Raw genomic sequence first — 16,798 nt, forward strand, 5'->3', positions numbered from 1 at the left:
GCCGCCAGCCTATCTGTCGATGGTGGCGATAGCCATCAACGGATGCATCGCCCATCGGTTCACCGAAAAACCGGTTATCGTGCCGCGCACCAGCGACCAGCGCAGCGGGGCAGCGATCGGAACGAAGGTGTTGGCGCGGGTCAGCGCGGCCTCCGCCTCGGCCAGGCGATCGGCGCGGCGGGCCGGATCGGCCTCGGCGAGGGCGCGTGCCACCAAGGCGTCGGCGGCCGGCTCGCACAGCGCGCGGCGGGCCGTGCATGACAACTGGTCGAAAAACCACAAGGGCCGGGCGTAGCGTGCGGTCGTGTCGATCATCCGCAAGTCGGCGGCCGCTTCGAGCGGCACCCGCCGCACGGTCAGCCCGATCGCGCCAAGGTCGGTGACGATCCGATCGAACAGCAGGTCGGCGCCGGGACCGCGCGGCAAGGCGACGCGCAGCGCGGCAACGGCCCGGCCGCTGCGCCAGCGCGCGATCCGGCGCGTCGCCTCGTCGCGGCGCTGCGCGAACGTCAGCCCTGCCCAGCGTTCGCCGACCGTGCCGGTGTCGCCCTCCAGCCCGGGATTGACGAGACGCGTCGTCGCATTCCAGCCGCCGACATTGAAACTTTGCACCAGCCCATCGCGGTCGATCGCCATCGCGATCGCCTCGCGGTTGGCAGCGGCGGCCAGCACCCCATCGTCGTCGACAACCGCCAGCCCGAACAGGCCCGCCACCGGATCGAGCTTGATGTTGCCGCGTGACAGGCCGGTGGCAACAACCCGCGGCAGGTCCTCGAACCGGCCTCCCAGCACCACGTCGACGTCACCGGCATCGAAGCTGGCCAGCGCCGACTGGGCCGGAAGCGGCCGCAGCGCGATCGAACGGTGGCGCTCGGCCCACTCCGCTTCATCGGGCAGGCCGCGCCGCGCCGGCAGGATCGGGGTCAGCAGGAAGCCTTGCCCGCGCCGCTCGACCTGCATCGGCCCTGCGCCGCGGCCCTTGTTAGTCAGCCCCATTTCGGGCGAAGCCAGCAGTTGGAGCAAGTCCGGCATCGGGCGGACCAACCGGATCTCGATCACGCGGCCGGCCATCGCGCGCACCTCGGCGACGGCGTCGAGGTCGAGCTCGAGCGCGCTGCGGCGAACGCCCGCTATGGCAGCGAGCAGCGAGGCGCGGGCCCCCGCCGCGGTCAGCGGGCTGCCGTCGAGCCAGGTGCCGTCGCGTAAGCGGAAGATGTAGCTCTGCCCGTCGTCGGTGACGATCCAGCGATCGGCCAGCGCCGGGATCACCCGTCCTTCGGCGTCGAACGCGACCAGCCCTTCGACACTGGCGGAGCGGATCAATTGCGCGGCGGAATTGAGCCGGGTGCCCGAACGGAACGGTGCCGCCTCGCTGATCGTCGCCACCGCGATCGTGCGGTCCTTGCGCGCGCAAGCGGCCGCAAGCAGCGCCGCGGCGGCGAGAAGCACGATGGCGGAAAGGCGGAAATGGCGCATGGCCGTTCCCGCTTAGGCAAAAAAGCGCGCCGCGCGAAGCCGGCGCGGCACGTTGGCGCCGCAAAGCGCGATCAGCGCGTCGGGGTCAGAACTGTTCCGCGGCCGCCTGCGAAGCGGCGATCGCCAGTTCTTCGGCGGTCTGGCGCCGGCGCTGCGCCCATTCGCCCGGCTTGATCGGCGAGCGCACGGCAGCGGCGTCGATCTCTTCGCCGAAAGCGATGCCGAATCGGCCGTCCTGACGCCAGGCCACCGTTCCATCGATCCAGCCGACGCGCGGCAGCGCGACCTGAAGGGCCTGGCCGACCTGAGCGGGCACGTCGGAGACGGCCATCATGCCGCCGATGGAGAGATTGCGGACGCGGACCTGGTGATCGCCTTCGACGCCGTCGAGGCGAACGTCGGCAATCATCAGCAGGCTGTCGCGAACGAGTTGTCGTTGTCCCATAACGTTCATCTGCGCGCGCTCGTTTTTGCATTTGCGGGTGCGTGGATGCAGCCCGGCGACAGGCTGGGAGCTACCAGCGTGGCGGCAAACAGATCGTTAACGCGGACCGGCGCGGCGCGTGCGCGTCCCGAAACGGGACCTAATCGTCGCGCGAAATCTTCTCGCGCCGCTCATGCGCTTCCTGCGCCTCGACCGTCATCGTCGCGATCGGGCGGGCCGACAGGCGGCCCAGGCCGATCGGCTCACCGGTCACCTCGCACCAGCCGTATTCGCCGTCCTCGATCCGGCGCAGCGCCGAATCGATCTTGGAGATGAGCTTGCGCTGGCGGTCCCGGGTGCGCAGTTCGATTCCCCAGTCGGTCTCGCTCGAGGCGCGATCGTTGAGATCGGGTTCGCGGATCGGTCCGTCCTGCAGCGATTGCAGGGTCCCGGCCGACGCCGACAGGATCGACTGCTTCCAAGCATTGAGCAGCCGGCGATAATAATCCAGCTGCGTCTCGTTCATGTAATCCTCGCCCTCGCTCGGCACATAATCGCCGGCGATCGCCCGTTTCGCCTTCGCGAGGACATCGATTTCATCACCCATAACCGTCGCCATCTGATCCTAACCCTTGTCAGCGTCCGGGTTGTGTCCTGCCCCCCGCGGGCTTTTGCCCGTCGGCCCCCGGCGTCGGAATGAGCGCGCCTTTACTAGCGCGCCGAATCGCGCACAAGCGCGAATGCCAACTTCCTAGCGATTGGCCGCTTAAGCGCCCGGTAACGGGAAATTCGCTTGCGGTTCAGGTTGATCGCCACTGCGGGCAGGAGAATTGGCGGCGGCGCTTAACCAGTTGGTAACCCTGTTAGGGAAGGTTTCCCCTTGCCGGCAGAATCAGGGGCGCCGGCCAACGGGGGGTTACGGAGACATGACGATCTGGATCAAGGAGGCGAATGGCGCCGGCGCTTTGCCCGCCGGCTTCAAGACGCCCTTCGCACCGGCCGACGAACGCGCCGCCGATCTGCTGCTGGCGAGCTGCCTGGCGGCCGCCGCGCACGGTGACATCAACGCCTACTTCGATCTTGGCGTCGCTTATTCGACCGGCGGCCACGGCGTCGCTTGCGACATGGTCGAGGCGCACAAGTGGTTCAACCTCGCCGCGGTCTGCGGTCACGAGGAAGCGCAGCTGTGCCGCGCCGACATCGCGGACGAAATGACCGGCCGCGAAATCGCCGAAGCCCAGCGCCGCGCCCGCGAATGGCTGGCGGCCGGACGCAAGAAAGCGGCCTAGCTCTTTTTGAACGGCAGGCGCTCTTCCAGGAAGAGGGCCTGCTGCGCGACCCCGGCCGATTCGGCGGCCAGGAAATCCGCGACCGCGCTGCGGAACGAGGGGTTGGCTATCCAGTGCGCCGAGGTCGTCTCGACCGGTTCGTACCCGCGTGCCAGCTTGTGGCCGCCTTGCGCGCCCGCCTCCACCCGCGACAGCCCGCGGGCGATGGCGATGTCGATGGCCTGGTAATAGCAGATCTCGAAATGCAGGAACGGCCGCTCCACCAGCGTGCCCCAATAGCGGCCGTAAAGCGCATCCGGGCCGATGAAGTTGAGCGCGCCGGCAACCGGCTCACCGTCCTCGTAAGCCAGCACCAGCACGATCGCGTCGGCCATCCGCTCGCCCAGCAGCGTGAAAGCGGCGCGGGTCAGGTACGGGTGGCCCCATTTGCGCGCGCCGGTGTCCTGGTAGAACGCCCAGAACGCGTCCCAATGCTCCTCGCGCAGGTCGGCGCCGGAGATCGCCCGGATGTCCAGCCCGGCCTGGGCGGCGGCGCGTTCCTTGCGGATGTCCTTGCGCTTGCGCGAGGATAGCGCGGCGAGGAAATCGTCGAACCGGGCATAACCGCGGTTGTGCCAGTGGAACTGGATGTCGCGGCGCAGCAGCCAGCCGTCGGCCTCGAACAACGGCACCTGCGCCGGCTCGATAAAGGTCGCATGCGCCGACGACAGGCCGTGCTGCGCGCAAAGCTGGCGCGCCGCGGCGAGCAGCACCGGCGCCGCCACCGCCGGATCGCGGGCCAGCACGCGCGGCCCGCTGGCCGGGGTGAACGGTGCCGCGATCTGGAGCTTGGGGTAATAATCGCCGCCGGCGCGTTGCCAGGCGTCGGCCCAGGTATGGTCGAACACGTATTCGCCCTGGCTGTGATCCTTGAGGTAGGCCGGCAGCGCCGCCTCCAGCGTGCCGGCATCGTCCACCAGCACGATCGGTGCGGGCGTCCACCCGGTGCGCGGGCCGACGCTGCCCGACTCCTCCATTGCGGCAAGGAAGGCATGGCCGACGAACGGGTTGCCGGCGGCCAGCGCATCCCACTGGGCGGCCGGAAAGGCGCCGACGCCGCGGCCGACTTGCGCGATCCGCGCCGTCCCGCTCACCGGACCCCGGCGCCTTCCGCGATCGGGGCGTCGGCGTGGAGCGCGGCGCGGTCCGCCAGCGCGGCGGAGCGCACCGTCCAGGTCAGCACAGGCAAGCCGCGGCGGCGCTGGCGGGCGGCGAAACGGCTGGGCAGGTTGCGTACGTCATAGGCCAGGAACTGCGCCGCCGCGCGCCACAGCGCCAGCCGCCGGCCCAGCGCACCGCCCCGCCCGCTGTCGTCGCTGGCGACCAGCCCGCGCGGGATCCGGCGGGCGTGGAGCGCGAACCAGCCGGGCACGCGCGGGTCGAAGCTCATCACCGCGACCGGCCCGTCATAGTCCTTGAGCGCGCCGGCAACCGCGCGGCACAGCGTCTTGTTGCGGGCGCGGCCCTGGCTCTTGATCTCGATCAGCAGCGGGGTGCGCCCGGCGATCAGGGCCAGCGCCTGCGCCAGCGTCGGGATCGTCTGGTCGCTGCCGCGCAGTGTCATCGCGCCGAGCGCCGCGGCGCTGCGGGCGCGGACCCAGCCGGTCGACCCGGTCAGCCGGTCGGTGGTGAGGTCGTGGAAAACCACCGCGACGCGGTCGGCGCTGAGCTGGACATCGCACTCGATCCCCATGCCCGCCGCGATCGCCGCCTCGAACGCGGCCAGCGAGTTTTCGGGCCGCCGGGCATCGTGCAGCCCGCGGTGGGCATAGCGCGTTCCCGCCAGCCAGGTTCGCACCGCCTGCCCGGGCGGGCGGGCGAACAGGGCATCAAGCATCGCGCTGCGCGGCACCGCCGGCGCGAAGCTGCACCACCGCGTCGATTTCCACTGCCACGCCCAGCGGCAGAGCCGGCACGCCGACCGCGCTGCGGGCATGGACGCCGGCATCGCCGAACAGCGCCTGCATCAGTTCGGAGGCGCCGTTGGCGACCTTGGGCTGGTCGGTGAAATCGGGGGTGCAGGCCACGAACGCGCCCAGCTTGACGATCTTTTCGACCCGCTCGAGCGAGCCGAGCGCGGCCTTGAGCTGCGCCACGATCATCAGCCCGCACGCCTGCGCCGCGGCCATCCCGGCGTCGATGTCCATGTCCTCGCCCAGGCGGCCCTTGATCAGCGCGCCGTCCTTCATCGACACCTGGCCCGAGACATAGGCCATGCCGCCCGCCACGACGACGGGGGTGTAGGCGGCCACCGGGGCGGCGGGGGTCGGCAGGGTCAGGCCCATTTCGGCCAGGCGGTCTTCGATGGTGCTCATTGGGTCTCTCCGGTGTCGGTCGAAATCAGGCGGGCGCGCAGCCACGGCAGGGCCGCGTCCCAAGTGTCGATACGGGCGTGGGCATGGCCCGCTTCGTAGCCGCAGGCGATCAGTCCGGCCAGCCGCGGTTCGCCGCACAAGTGCAGGCGGCCAATCTCGGGCGCATGTTCGGCGGCGGAGCCGAGGTGGCTGGCGATATCGTCGATGAAGGCCGCGCGGCTGGGACGGTATTCGTCCAGGATGGCGCGAAGCGCCGGTCCCTTCGGGCCCTGGTTGGTGAACACCCGCACGTCCAGGCCGTGGCCGGCCAGCTGCTGGCGCCGGGCTTCGTTGTGGCGGTCGGTAAGGTTGGTGAGGATGACGACGTCGGCATCCTCGGCCAGCGCCGCCATCGCCTCGACCGCGCCGGGAATCGGCGTCTGGCGGTGCATCTCGGTATCGAAGAAGCCGCCCAGCAGCGGCCAGATCGTGCCCGGTTCGACCAGTTCGCCGCTGCCCTTGTGGCGCAGCGCCTTGCTGAAATCGTTGCCGACCATGCGGAACTCGATGTCGTGCGCCTCGTCCAGCCACTGCGCGAACGGGCCGACCATGTGCAGCAGCACCTCGTCGCAGTCGCTGATCACCAGCGGGCGGCTCATGCCAGCGCCTCGGCGGCCTGCGCCAGCACTTGCGGGGCGACGCCCAGATCCTGCGCGCAGGCAACCAGGTCGGGCTCGTGGCCGGTGAGGAACGCCAGCACGGCGCCCAGCACCGCCGGATCGCCCAGCCCGGCGCGCAGCGCGTCGGCGTCGAGCCCGGTCAGCGACAGCAGCCGCGCGGCGCGGTCGTCATCGGCCAGGACCCAGCCCAGCGCGGCCAGCGCCAGCGCCTGCGGATCGGGCTTTTCGGAGTTTCTACCCGTAAGAATTGTCAGGTCCTGCCAATACGCATAAGCACTCGGCGCATGGCAAAGCGCATCCTCGTTGTCGAGGACAACGACCTTAACCGGCGCCTTTTCTGCGATGTCCTGGTCAGCCAGGGCTACGCGGTGGAACCGGTTGCCGACGGGCACCAGGCGCTGGCGCGGGCGCGCGAATTCGTGCCCAACCTGATCATCATGGACATCCAGCTGCAGGGCATATCCGGCCTGGAACTGATCGAGCAGGCCAAGTCAGACGTCACCTTGCGCGGCATCCCGATGCTGGCGGTGACCGCTTATGCCGGCAAGGGCGACGAGGAACGCATCCGCACCGCCGGCGCCGAAGGCTACCTGGCCAAGCCGGTTTCGATCGGCCCGTTCATGACCGCGGTCCGCGCGCTGGTGGAGAAACCGCCCGCGTGACGGGAACCGCCATCTCCCCCGCCGCTTTTCCGCCCCAATCCTTGGCCACAGCGCCCGACACCCGCCTGACAGATCAACCGGAGCAGTATTTCCATGGCCCGCAGCGACACCGATCACCGCATCCGCGACCTGGTCGAACCCTTCAACAAGAAGGGCGTAGAGATCACCGACGCCACCACTTTTGCCGGCGACCTGGAATTCGACAGCCTGACGGTCATGGATTTCGTCGCCGCGATCGAGGACGAGTTCGACATCATCATCAGCATGAACCAGCAGGCCGAGATCGAGACCTGGGGCCAGCTGGTCGACGCGGTCGAGGCGCTGAAGCCCGTGGGTAACTGACGATGAGCGAAGGCATCGACGAGGCCGATCGCCCCGCCGTGCGCGAAGGCGCGGGCACCGACCTGTTCAGCAAGTTCGACCCGCTGATCGAACAGCGCCGCGCGCTGCTGTCCACCGGGGTTACCGACCCGTTCAACCTGGTGATGGAGCGAGTGATCTCGCCCACCGTCGCGGTCTGCAACGGGCGCGAAACCATCCTGCTGGGCACGTACAACTACATGGGCATGACTTTCGATGCCGACGTGATTGCGGCGGGCAAGGACGCGCTCGACAGGTTCGGCGCCGGCACCACCGGCAGCCGCGTGCTGAACGGCACGTACCAGGGCCACCGCGAGGTCGAGGACGCGCTGCGCGACTTCTACGCGATGGACCACGCGATGGTGTTCTCCACCGGCTATCAGGCCAACCTGGGGATCATTTCCACCATCGCCGGCAAGGGCGACTACATCGTCCTCGACATCGACAGCCACGCCTCGATCTGGGACGGCTGCAAGCTGGGCGATGCGGAAGTCGTGCCGTTCAAGCACAACGATATCGAGGCGATGGACAAGCGGCTGGGCCGCATTCCCGAGGGCGCCGGCAAGCTGGTGATCCTGGAAGGCGTCTATTCGATGCTGGGCGATATCGCCCCGCTCAAGGACATGATCGCGGTCGCCAAGAAGCACGGCGCGATGGTGCTGGTGGACGAGGCGCATTCGATGGGCTTCATCGGCCCGAACGGGCGCGGCGTGGCCGAGGACCAGGGCGTGCTGGATGACGTCGATTTCGTGATCGGCACGTTCTCCAAGTCGGTCGGCACCGTCGGCGGCTTCTGCGTTTCCAACCACCCCAAGTTCGAGATCATGCGGCTGGTCTGCCGCCCTTACGTGTTCACCGCCAGCCTGCCGCCCAGCGTGGTGGCAACCGCCGCCACCAGCATCCGCAAGCTGATGCACGGCGGCGACAAGCGCGCGCACTTGTGGGAAAACAGCCGCACGCTGCACGCCGGCCTGAAGGGCGCGGGTTTCCAGCTGGGCACCGACACGCCGCAATCGGCGATCATCAGCGTGATCATGCCCGACCTGGAACGCGGCGCCGGCATGTGGGAGGCGCTTCTGCACGAAGGGCTTTACGTCAACCTGGCCCGCCCGCCGGCGACGCCCGCGAACATGACGCTGCTGCGCTGTTCGCTCTGCGCCGAACATACCGCCGAGCAGGTCCAGACCATCATCGGCATGTTCACGCGGGCCGGCAAGGCGGTCGGGATCATCTGATCGCGCTTGCCGCAAGCCCCTGAAAAGGCGAGGGTTCGCGCTGGGCAATACGGGGGACGACGATGATTCGCACGATTTTGGGGATGGCCATTGCCGCCATGGTGGCGATGCCGGGCGGCGCCGCGGCGCAGACGAACCCCAATTCCCCCAACGCCGCCGAAGCGGCGCTTGCGAACGGCTATCTGCGTGACCAGAACGAGCGCCTGGCCGCGCAGGAGGCGCCGAGCGGCGCGTCGTTCACGGTGCGGGCGAGCGCGGCGCTGGCGCGCAAGGACTATGCCGGCGCGCTGGCGATCCTGCGGCCGTATAAAATGGAGCAGCCGCTGGCTTATCGCTACCTGGCCGGAGTGGCCTACGCCGGGCTGGGCGATGCCGACGCGGCGCGCAAGCAGCTGAGCGCGGCGATGAAGTTCCGCGCCGACGCGCTGCGCGCGCAAGTGGCGCTGGGCGAAATGGAAGGCCGCATCGGCGATCTTGCCGCCGCCAACGCGATCCTGGCCGACCTGCGCACCCAGCAGGGGACCTGCGCCGGCGCCTGCCGCGACGCCGCCGAACTGGCCGACGGGGTCGCCCGGGTGAGCGCCGCTATTCTGCAGCGCGCGGGCTAGGTGGGCGCGGCCAGCCTTGCCGGCCGCCGCGCGGTCGTGACCGGGGCCGCCCGCGGCATCGGCCGGGCGATCGCGGCGCGCTTCGCGGCCGAAGGCGCCGACGTGCTGCTGGCCGACATCGCCCCCGAGGTAGAGGCGGTGGCGGCCGAGCTGGGACAGGCTGCTCTGGTGGTCGACGTGGCGCGCAAGACCGAGATCGACCGGCTGTTCGCGGCTGTCGACGCGCGCTGGGGCGGGCTCGACATCCTGGTCAACAACGCCGGGGTGACGCACGCCGCCGCGCTGGACGAGCTGACCGAGGACGATTTCGACCGCGTGTTCGCCATCAATTGCAAGGCGGCGCTGTGGGCGACCCAGGCCGCGGCGCGGCGGATGGAAGGCGGCGCCGCGATCGTCAACATGAGCAGCGTCAACGCGCGGCTCGGCATCCCGGACCAGATCCCCTACGCGCTGTCCAAGGCGGCGCTGACGCAGCTGACCAACGTCACCGCCATCGCGCTGGCGCCGCGCGGCATCCGCGTCAACGCGGTCGGGCCGGGCTCTATCATGACCGAGATGATGCAGGGCATCCTCGACGCCAGCCCCGACGCCGGCGCCCGCGCCATGAGCCGCACGCCGATGGGCCGTTTCGGCACGGTCGAGGAGATCGCGGCGGTGGCGCTGTTCCTCGCCTCGGACGAGGCCAGCTACATGACCGGGCAGACGATCTACCCCGACGGCGGGCGCATGGGCCTTAACTACACGGTGCCGCTTCCCGCCTGACGCCGATGGGTATAGCATCGCCGCGGGGTCAACATCGGGGGGGTGTGACGATGCGTTGGATGACACGCTGGATGATGCCGGCCGCGCTGGCGGCATTGGCGGGTTCCGCGGCGATCGCGCAGGACACGGCGCACGACATGGCGCCAACGATGACCGAGCACGGCCATCCCGCCCCGCCGCCTTCCGCTCCGGCAGCCCTACCCACCCCCGCCACGCCCGCCGCCGGCCACGCCGACCACATGGGGCACGACGATGGCATCGCGCCGAAAGTGCCGACGCTGCTGCCCGGCTACGGCGGCGGCGGCTTCGCGGTGACGACCGCGGTGCCCCGCGCGCAGGCCTTTTTCGCCAATGGGCTGGAGCTGCACGCCGCCTTCGCCCACACCGCCGCGATCGAGGCGATGACCGAAGCGGTGCGGCTCGACCCGGCCTGCGCGATGTGCCTGTGGGGCGAGGCGCTGACGCGCGGGCCGACGATCAATTTCGGCAAGGACGCGAAGGAGCGCAAAGCGTTGCGGCCGCTGGTGCGCCGCGCCGCCGCGCTGGCCGCGCGGACCGGCACCCCGCGCGAAAAGGCGCTGATCGCCGCGCTGGACCAGCGCTACCGCCCGGGCGCGGTCCCGGGGCGCGACCGCGCCTATGCCGATGCGATGAAGCGCGTCGGCGCGCACTGGCCGCAGGACGACGACGTGGCCGTGCTGGCGGACGATGCCGCGATGGTGGCGCTGGGATCGAGCGTCGGCGACGACCCGTCGCCCGACGCGATCGCGGCCGCCAAGGCGAAGGCCGGGCTGATCGCCGCCGACCTTGAGCGGGTGCTGGCGCGCAGCCCCCGCCACACCCCGGCGATCCATTTCTACATCCACGCCACCGAGATCGCGGGCGAGCCGGAAAGGGCGGAACGCTATGCCGATACGCTTGGCGCGCTGGCGCCCAGTGCCAGCCACCTGGTCCACATGCCGTCGCACACCTATTACTGGGTCGGCCGCTACGAGGACGCGGCGCAGGCCAATGCCCGCGCAGTCGAACTGGGCAAGGCCAATGCTGCGCGGCTGGGCCTGCCGGCGCCGAGCGGGGTCTGGGGGCTGCCCTATCATTCGCACAACGTCATCTTCGGGCTGGGCGGGGCGCTGATGGCGGGCGATCCGCGCATCGCGCTGGACCTGGCGCGGCCGTTGGTGGAGCGGGTCCAGGCGCAGGACAAGGTCGGGCCGTTCAGCGCGCTGCTGAGCGCGCACGGCTATTACGCGCTGGCCCGGTTCGATCCCGCCGCGGTCCCGGCCCTGCCCGAACCCAGGGCGCCGTACCTTAAGGCGGTGTGGCACTATGCCCGCGGCGAGGCGGCGATCTGGCGCGGCGACGTGCCCGCCACCCGGGCCGAGATCGCGGCGATCCCCGCGGCAATCGCCGCGCCCGGCAAGCAGGACTTCGGAACCCGCAGCGCCGAGGCGATGCTGACCATCCTGCGCGGCGTGCTGGACGGCCGCATCGCCATGCACGAGGGGCGCTGGGCCGATGCCGCCGCCGCGTTCCGCACCGCCGCCGTTGCCGAGGAATCGACCGATTTCATGCAGCTGACCGACCCGCCGGCGTTCTGGTACCCGGTCCGCCGCGACCTGGCCGCGGCGCTGCTGGCGGCGGGCGACAAGGCGGGCGCGCTGAAGGAAATCGACGCCAGCCTGGCGCTGCGCAAGCGCGACCCCGAAGCGCTGGCGCTGCGGGCGAAAATCGCGGCCTAGGCGGTGCCCGGGCCGGCGCGGCTTTCGGCCAGCGCGATCGCCTTGGCCAGCCAACCGTCGAGAAAGGCGGCCGAATCGGCGCCGACGGTTCCTTCCGATGTAACCAGGTCGTCGTTCCATTGCACGAACGCCTCGGGCTGGTTCAGCGTCGGCATGTCGAGATAGGCCAGGATGTTGCGCAAGTGCTGCTGCGCCAGCGCGGTGCCGATCTTGCCGCCGGCCACACCCATCACCGCCGCCGGCTTGCCCGCCCAAGCGCTGTCGCCATAAGGCCGGCTGGCGTGGTCGAGCGCGTTCTTGAGCACGCCGGGGATCGACCGGTTGTATTCCGGCGTCACGAACAGGACCAGGCCGGCCTTGCGGATCGCGGCCTTGAGCGCCCTTACCGGCGGTGCCTGGTCCGCGTCATCGTCCTGGTTGTAGAGCGGCAGGGCGCCGATGTCCGCGAAAGCGAAGGCGTGGCCCTGGGCCGCGGGCAGCCGGGTGACGGCCTGCGCGACCTGCCGGTTGTACGATCCGGCCCGCAGCGAGCCGACGATGACGAGGATATCCATGCCGCCCCAATGCGCGGCGGCGGCGGCGGTTCCGCTTCAGGCGGCGGGCGCGGCGGCGGTTACCTGCGCGCAGGCGTCATTCGCCTTGCCGCCGTGGCCCGACAGCATCGTGGCGGCGATGAAGCCGCCCACCACCAGCACCACGAAGCCGACCGTGACCAGGCCCAGGTACTTGTCGATGAAGGCCTTGATCGGGGCGCCGAACAGGCGGAACAGCACGCCCACGATCATGAAGCTGATCGCGCGGCTGACCAGGCTGGCGCCCAGGAAGGTCAGCAGCGGCATGTGGATGAAGCCGGCCGTGATCGTGATCAGCTTGAACGGGATCGGGGTCGCCCCCTTCACCATGATGATCTCCGCCCCGTATTCGCGCAGGTAGCAGGCCGCGCGCGGGAAGCTGTCCGTCAGGTGGAGCAGGTGCAGCAGCTGCGCGCCGACGGTATCGTACAGCGCATAACCGATGCCGTAGCCGAGCAGTCCGCCCGCGACCGAGGCCAGCGTGGCCACCAGCGCATAGCGCAGCGCGTGTTTCGGCTGCGCCAGGCACATCAGACCCAGTACCGGGTGCGGCGGGATCGGAAAGAAGCTGGCTTCCACGAACGCGAACAGCGCCAGCCACCACATGGCATGGCGATGCGCGGCCTTGTCGAGGGTCCATTCGTAAAGGCGACGCAGCATTCGGGACGGCTCCAGCGCCGCGCGAAAAGCGGCGCCGCCGCCCTAGCGATGGCACGCGGGAACGACAAGAGATAACCATATGGGTTATTTTATATTGACAGCGTCACGCTGTTTGGGTACATAAACGGAACATCGCGACAGACCGATTCGAAGCGCACCGCCGCCGGCCCACACCGGCGCGGCGGCGTTTTCGCGTGTTTCGCGTTCACGGCGGGGAGACACCATGGCAACCGACAGCACGGGCAAGCGGCTTTACGGCGCGCCCAAGAACTGGCCCGACATCTTCATCAATCACCTGGCCGAAACATCGAACATCAAGGCATCGGCCGATGCCGCCAGCGTCAGCCAGTCGCTGGTTTACAAGAAGCGCCGCGACGACCCCGCCTTTGCCCAGCGCTGGTACGCGGCGCTGGCAGAGGGTTACGACACGCTGGAGATGGAACTGCTGGAGCGGCTGCGGACCGGGCGGCTGGAGGACGAACTGGAGGACGGCACCCGGCGCAAGTTCGACATCGGCACCGCGTTCAAGTGCATCACCGCGCACCGCGAGACGGTGATGCGCGAGAAGAGCCGCCGATCGCTGGCCGACGAGGTGACCACGATCCAGTCGATCAACGCCAAGATCGACCGCCTGCGCGAGCGCCAGCAACAGGCCGAGGCGCTGGCCGCGCGCCGGGCCGCCAGGGCCGCGGGCAGCCATGACGAATAGGCCGCGCACCAGCCGCGGCAGCTGGTTCCGCCGCTTCGACGATGCCGGGCTTGAGGACCGGCTGGTGCTGGACAAGCAGCTGGCCGCGCACGAGCGCGCCGCGCTGGGCAACTGGCACTGGGAGATCTGGGCGCGCGACGAACAGTTGCCGCCGGGCGGGCCGTGGCGGGTGTGGCTGATCTGCGCCGGGCGCGGTTTCGGCAAGACCCGCGCCGGGGCCGAGTGGGTGCGCGATGTCGCGCGCCAGGACCCGGAGGCGCGCATCGCGCTGGTCGGCGCCAGCCTGGGCGAAGTGCGCAGCGTCATGGTCGAAGGGGAAAGCGGCGTGCTGGCCGCATCGCCCGGCGCGCTGGCGCCAGAGTTCGAACCGTCCCTGAAGCGGCTGCTATGGCCCAACGGCGCGCAGGCGTTCCTCTATTCTGCCGGTGAGCCGGAAAGCCTGCGCGGGCCCCAGCACAGCCATGCCTGGTGCGACGAGATCGCCAAGTGGGACAACGCCGGCGGCCGCGCCATCGCCGCGTGGGACAACCTGCAGCTGGGCATGCGGCTGGGCGACCACCCGCGCGTGCTGGCCACCAGCACGCCGCGCCGGGTGCCGCTGATGACCCGGCTGATGGCCGAGGCGCGCGGCGGCGCGGTAGTGGTGGCGCGCGGCCGCACCGCCGACAACGCCGGGGTGCTGCCGACCACCTATTACGAGGCGATGCTGGACCAGTTCGGCGGATCGTCGCTGGGGCGGCAGGAGCTGGACGGCGAGCTGCTGGGCGAGGTCGACGGCGCGCTGTGGAGCCGGGCGCTGATCGAGCGGTGCCGCGCCGCGGTCCTGCCCCAGGAACGGGTGCGCACGGTGATCGGCGTCGATCCGCCCGCGGGCGGCGCTTCCGGTTCCGGGGGCGATGCCTGCGGCATCGTGGTGGCCGCGTTGCTGGCGGATGGCAGCGCCGCGGTGCTTGCCGACGCCAGCGTCGAGCGGGCCGGGCCCGAACAATGGGCCCGCGCGGTGGCCGATGCCGCCGCCGCGTGGGATGCCGACCGGGTCATCGCCGAGGCCAACCAGGGCGGCAAGATGGTGGAGGCGGTGCTGCGCGCCGCCGACGCCGCCTTGCCGATCACGCTGGTCCACGCCTCTACCGGCAAGGTCGCCCGGGCGGAGCCGGTGGCGGCGCTGTACCAGAGCGGCAAGGTTCGCCACGCCGGCCTGTTCGCGGCGCTGGAAGACGAGATGTGCGGCCTGATGACCGGCGGCCGCTACGAAGGCCCGGGCCGCAGTCCCGACCGCGCCGACGCGCTGGTCTGGGCGCTGACCGAATTGTGCCTGCAACGCCGCGCCCGGCCGCGCGTGCTGGCGATGTGACCCGCCCTAGCCGTTCGCGCCTGCCCCAATCAGAAAGGCCCCTTATGTCGTTCCTTCAATCGCTGGCCGCCGCCTTCAAGGGCGAGGCCGCGCGCGTGCCCCTGAGCGGGCCGATACCGCGCGGGTTTTCCAGTCCGTGGTATTTTGCCGATGGCGGCGATGTGCGGGCCCCGTTCGAATATACCGCTGCGGTGCGCCGCGCCTACCTCGACAACCCGGTGGCGCAGCGCGCGGTGCGGCTGGTGGCCGAAGGGATCGGCGGGGCGCCGCTGCAGCCGGTCGATGCCCGGCTGGCGGCGCTGGTGAAGGATACCAGCGCCGGGCAACCGCTGATGGAAACGCTGGCGAGCCAGTTGCTGCTGCACGGCAATGCTTACGTCCAGGTGCTGAAGGATGCCGCCGGCCAGCCGGTGGAGCTTTTCGCGCTGCGGCCCGAGCGGGTCACGGTGGTGCCGGGCGCGGACGGCTGGCCGGCGGCTTATGCCTACCGCGTCGGCGACAAGGCTTTGACCATCCCGGTTTTCGACCAGGACGCCAGCCCCAACCTGGTCCACGTCCGCTTCTTCCACCCGGCAGACGATCACTACGGCGCCGGCTGCCTGGCCGCCGCCAACGAGGCGGTGGCGACCCACAACGCCGCCGCGGCCTGGAACCGCACGCTGCTGGAGAACGCGGCGCGGCCATCGGGCGCGCTGGTATTCGACGGCGCCGACGGATCGGCGCTGTCGTCCGACCAGTTCGACCGCCTGAAGGCGGAGCTGACCAGCGCCTATGCCGGCGCGCTCAACGCCGGGCGGCCGCTGCTTTTGGAAGGGGGGCTGAAATGGCAGCCGCTCAGCCTGTCGCCCGCCGACATGGACTTCGCAAGCCTGAAGGCGGCGGCGGCGCGCGACATCGCGCTGGCTTTCGGGGTGCCGCCGATGCTGCTGGGCCTGCCGGGCGACGCCACTTACGCCAATTACCGCGAGGCCAACCGCGCGCTGTGGCGCCTGACGCTGCTGCCGCTGGCGGGCAAGATCCTGGGCGCCATCGCCGAAGGGCTGGCGACGTGGTTTCCCGGCGCCGCGCTGGCCATCGACCAGGACAAGGTGCCGGCGCTGGCCGAGGACCGGGAAGCGCTGTGGGCGCAAGTCGCCGCTGCCGACTTCCTGTCTCCGGCCGAAAAGCGCGCCGCCCTCGGCATCCAGCCGACATCCCCTAGCGTGGAGAACAAATCATGAACTCCGATGACGTCCTGGCGCGCCTGCTGGCCCAGGCGGCCGACAGCGGCGGCGATTTCGTGACGCTGCGCGCGATCGTCGAGGAAGCCAGCGAGATCGGCGCCGAACGCGCGCTGCACCGCCTGGGCCTGGCCGACCCCGGCGCCGAAGCGGACCAGAACGAGCTGCGCGAACTGCTGGCGGCGTGGCGCGATGCCAAGCGCAGCGCCTGGCGCGCGGCGATCGCGTGGATCGCGCGCGGCGTCTTCGCGCTGTTGCTGGCGGGCATGGCCTACCGGCTCGGCGTGACGGGCCTGCTCAAGTGACGCTGCGGTTTGCCGGCTATGCCGCGCTGTTCGGCAAGCGCGACGCGGGCCGCGACACCATTCGTCCGGGCGCCTTCGTGCGCACCCTGGCCGAACGCCAGGAGCCCCTGCCGCTGTTCTGGCAGCACCGGCCCGAGCAGCGCATCGGCTGGATCGAAAGCGCCCGCGAAGATGCGCGCGGTCTGCGCGTGGTCGCTACCATCGACAATCCCCAGGGCGGCGCCGCCGCGGCGCTGACGCGCGGCGCGGTGACCGGGCTGAGCTTCGGCTACCGCGCCCGCGCCTTCGACCGCAGCCAGGCCGGACGCGACCTGATCGAGGTCGACGTCTTCGAGGTCAGCCTCGTCACGCACCCGATGCAGCCGGGCGCGCGCGTCCACCTGCTGACCCGGCCCTGACACCAATCCACC

General features: G+C 70.4%; 22 protein-coding genes. 12 read left to right on the forward strand and 10 right to left on the reverse strand.

Annotated elements, in window-relative coordinates; translation table 11 throughout:
- Positions 1–9 precede the first annotated feature (9 nt).
- The 3 genes from ACOYW6_RS09115 to dksA form a co-directional block, all read right to left on the reverse strand.
- A complete protein-coding gene (locus tag ACOYW6_RS09115) occupies positions 10–1,476 on the reverse strand; it encodes an ABC transporter substrate-binding protein (protein WP_423141012.1) in 1,467 nt (488 codons plus the stop codon).
- A gap of 85 nt (positions 1,477–1,561) precedes the next feature.
- Entirely contained in the window at positions 1,562–1,930 is a 369-nt protein-coding gene (locus ACOYW6_RS09120; protein WP_423141013.1) for a PilZ domain-containing protein, read from the reverse strand.
- 130 nt (positions 1,931–2,060) lie between these two features.
- The gene (gene dksA / locus ACOYW6_RS09125; RefSeq protein WP_423141014.1) at positions 2,061–2,519 is read right to left on the reverse strand and encodes an RNA polymerase-binding protein DksA; all 459 of its coding nucleotides are present in this window, start codon (positions 2,517–2,519) and stop codon (positions 2,061–2,063) included.
- Positions 2,520–2,826: 307 nt separating this feature from the next.
- On the opposite strand from dksA, the gene ACOYW6_RS09130 reads away from it, so the two are divergent.
- Positions 2,827–3,189, forward strand: coding sequence for a hypothetical protein (locus ACOYW6_RS09130; protein WP_423141015.1), 363 nt, complete (start codon positions 2,827–2,829; stop codon positions 3,187–3,189).
- Here the strand turns inward: ACOYW6_RS09130 and ACOYW6_RS09135 are convergent.
- Genes ACOYW6_RS09135 through ACOYW6_RS09155 form a run of 5 tightly spaced genes read right to left on the reverse strand, consistent with a single transcriptional unit; the run spans position 3,186 to position 6,456 of the window.
- The gene (locus tag ACOYW6_RS09135; protein WP_423141016.1) at positions 3,186–4,322 is read right to left on the reverse strand and encodes a GNAT family N-acetyltransferase; all 1,137 of its coding nucleotides are present in this window, start codon (positions 4,320–4,322) and stop codon (positions 3,186–3,188) included. The two genes, ACOYW6_RS09130 and ACOYW6_RS09135, sit on opposite strands and share 4 nt — an antisense overlap.
- Positions 4,319–5,080, reverse strand: coding sequence for a glycerophosphodiester phosphodiesterase family protein (locus ACOYW6_RS09140; RefSeq protein WP_423141017.1), 762 nt, complete (start codon positions 5,078–5,080; stop codon positions 4,319–4,321). The genes ACOYW6_RS09135 and ACOYW6_RS09140 overlap by 4 nt, the downstream gene beginning before the upstream one ends.
- Entirely contained in the window at positions 5,058–5,543 is a 486-nt protein-coding gene (locus ACOYW6_RS09145) for a RidA family protein (RefSeq protein ID WP_423141018.1), read from the reverse strand. Before ACOYW6_RS09145 ends, ACOYW6_RS09140 begins: the two co-directional genes overlap by 23 nt.
- Entirely contained in the window at positions 5,540–6,181 is a 642-nt protein-coding gene (locus ACOYW6_RS09150) for an HAD family hydrolase (protein ID WP_423141019.1), read from the reverse strand. Before ACOYW6_RS09150 ends, ACOYW6_RS09145 begins: the two co-directional genes overlap by 4 nt.
- On the reverse strand, positions 6,178–6,456 hold the full coding sequence (locus ACOYW6_RS09155; protein ID WP_423143102.1) for a DUF3572 domain-containing protein: 279 nt from the start codon (positions 6,454–6,456) through the stop codon (positions 6,178–6,180). Before ACOYW6_RS09155 ends, ACOYW6_RS09150 begins: the two co-directional genes overlap by 4 nt.
- 30 nt (positions 6,457–6,486) lie before the next feature.
- Here ACOYW6_RS09155 and ACOYW6_RS09160 point away from each other — a divergent pair, with 30 nt between their 5' ends.
- The 6 genes from ACOYW6_RS09160 (at position 6,487) to ACOYW6_RS09185 (ending at position 11,568) form a co-directional block, all read left to right on the forward strand.
- Positions 6,487–6,864, forward strand: a complete 378-nt coding sequence (locus ACOYW6_RS09160) for a response regulator (protein WP_423141020.1) — start codon at positions 6,487–6,489, stop codon at positions 6,862–6,864.
- A gap of 93 nt (positions 6,865–6,957) precedes the next feature.
- Positions 6,958–7,206, forward strand: coding sequence for an acyl carrier protein (locus tag ACOYW6_RS09165; protein ID WP_423141021.1), 249 nt, complete (start codon positions 6,958–6,960; stop codon positions 7,204–7,206).
- Positions 7,207–7,208: 2 nt separating this feature from the next.
- Complete coding sequence (spt, locus tag ACOYW6_RS09170) at positions 7,209–8,459, forward strand: serine palmitoyltransferase (protein ID WP_423141022.1); 1,251 nt, start codon at positions 7,209–7,211, stop codon at positions 8,457–8,459.
- A gap of 62 nt (positions 8,460–8,521) precedes the next feature.
- Complete coding sequence (locus tag ACOYW6_RS09175; protein ID WP_423141023.1) at positions 8,522–9,067, forward strand: hypothetical protein; 546 nt, start codon at positions 8,522–8,524, stop codon at positions 9,065–9,067.
- Between the two features lie 36 nt (positions 9,068–9,103).
- Entirely contained in the window at positions 9,104–9,829 is a 726-nt protein-coding gene (locus tag ACOYW6_RS09180; RefSeq protein WP_423141024.1) for an SDR family NAD(P)-dependent oxidoreductase, read from the forward strand.
- A 50-nt stretch (positions 9,830–9,879) separates the two neighbouring features.
- The gene (locus ACOYW6_RS09185; RefSeq protein WP_423141025.1) at positions 9,880–11,568 is read left to right on the forward strand and encodes a hypothetical protein; all 1,689 of its coding nucleotides are present in this window, start codon (positions 9,880–9,882) and stop codon (positions 11,566–11,568) included.
- Here the strand turns inward: ACOYW6_RS09185 and ACOYW6_RS09190 are convergent.
- Together ACOYW6_RS09190 and ACOYW6_RS09195 are read right to left on the reverse strand one after the other, a co-directional pair.
- Complete coding sequence (locus ACOYW6_RS09190) at positions 11,565–12,122, reverse strand: NADPH-dependent FMN reductase (RefSeq protein ID WP_423141026.1); 558 nt, start codon at positions 12,120–12,122, stop codon at positions 11,565–11,567. The genes ACOYW6_RS09185 and ACOYW6_RS09190 overlap by 4 nt on opposite strands.
- 36 nt (positions 12,123–12,158) lie before the next feature.
- Positions 12,159–12,800 carry a YqaA family protein gene (locus ACOYW6_RS09195; RefSeq protein WP_423141027.1) on the reverse strand — a complete coding sequence of 214 codons (642 nt, stop codon included), beginning with the start codon at positions 12,798–12,800 and terminating at the stop codon, positions 12,159–12,161.
- 223 nt (positions 12,801–13,023) lie between these two features.
- Here ACOYW6_RS09195 and ACOYW6_RS09200 point away from each other — a divergent pair, with 223 nt between their 5' ends.
- The 5 genes from ACOYW6_RS09200 to ACOYW6_RS09220 are packed head-to-tail and all read left to right on the forward strand — an operon-like array spanning position 13,024 to position 16,786.
- Entirely contained in the window at positions 13,024–13,509 is a 486-nt protein-coding gene (locus tag ACOYW6_RS09200) for a hypothetical protein (RefSeq protein ID WP_423141028.1), read from the forward strand.
- Positions 13,499–14,863 carry a DNA-packaging protein gene (locus tag ACOYW6_RS09205; RefSeq protein WP_423141029.1) on the forward strand — a complete coding sequence of 455 codons (1,365 nt, stop codon included), beginning with the start codon at positions 13,499–13,501 and terminating at the stop codon, positions 14,861–14,863. The genes ACOYW6_RS09200 and ACOYW6_RS09205 overlap by 11 nt, the downstream gene beginning before the upstream one ends.
- Before the next feature lie 44 nt (positions 14,864–14,907).
- Positions 14,908–16,083 carry a phage portal protein gene (locus ACOYW6_RS09210; protein WP_423141030.1) on the forward strand — a complete coding sequence of 392 codons (1,176 nt, stop codon included), beginning with the start codon at positions 14,908–14,910 and terminating at the stop codon, positions 16,081–16,083.
- Positions 16,080–16,388, forward strand: coding sequence for a DUF6127 family protein (locus ACOYW6_RS09215; protein ID WP_423141031.1), 309 nt, complete (start codon positions 16,080–16,082; stop codon positions 16,386–16,388). Before ACOYW6_RS09210 ends, ACOYW6_RS09215 begins: the two co-directional genes overlap by 4 nt.
- Before the next feature lie 2 nt (positions 16,389–16,390).
- On the forward strand, positions 16,391–16,786 hold the full coding sequence (locus ACOYW6_RS09220) for an HK97 family phage prohead protease (RefSeq protein ID WP_423143103.1): 396 nt from the start codon (positions 16,391–16,393) through the stop codon (positions 16,784–16,786).
- The last annotated feature ends 12 nt before the right edge of the window (positions 16,787–16,798 follow it).

It is taken from the genome of Parablastomonas sp. CN1-191 (genome assembly GCF_049354825.1).
Lineage (GTDB): Bacteria > Pseudomonadota > Alphaproteobacteria > Sphingomonadales > Sphingomonadaceae > Novosphingobium.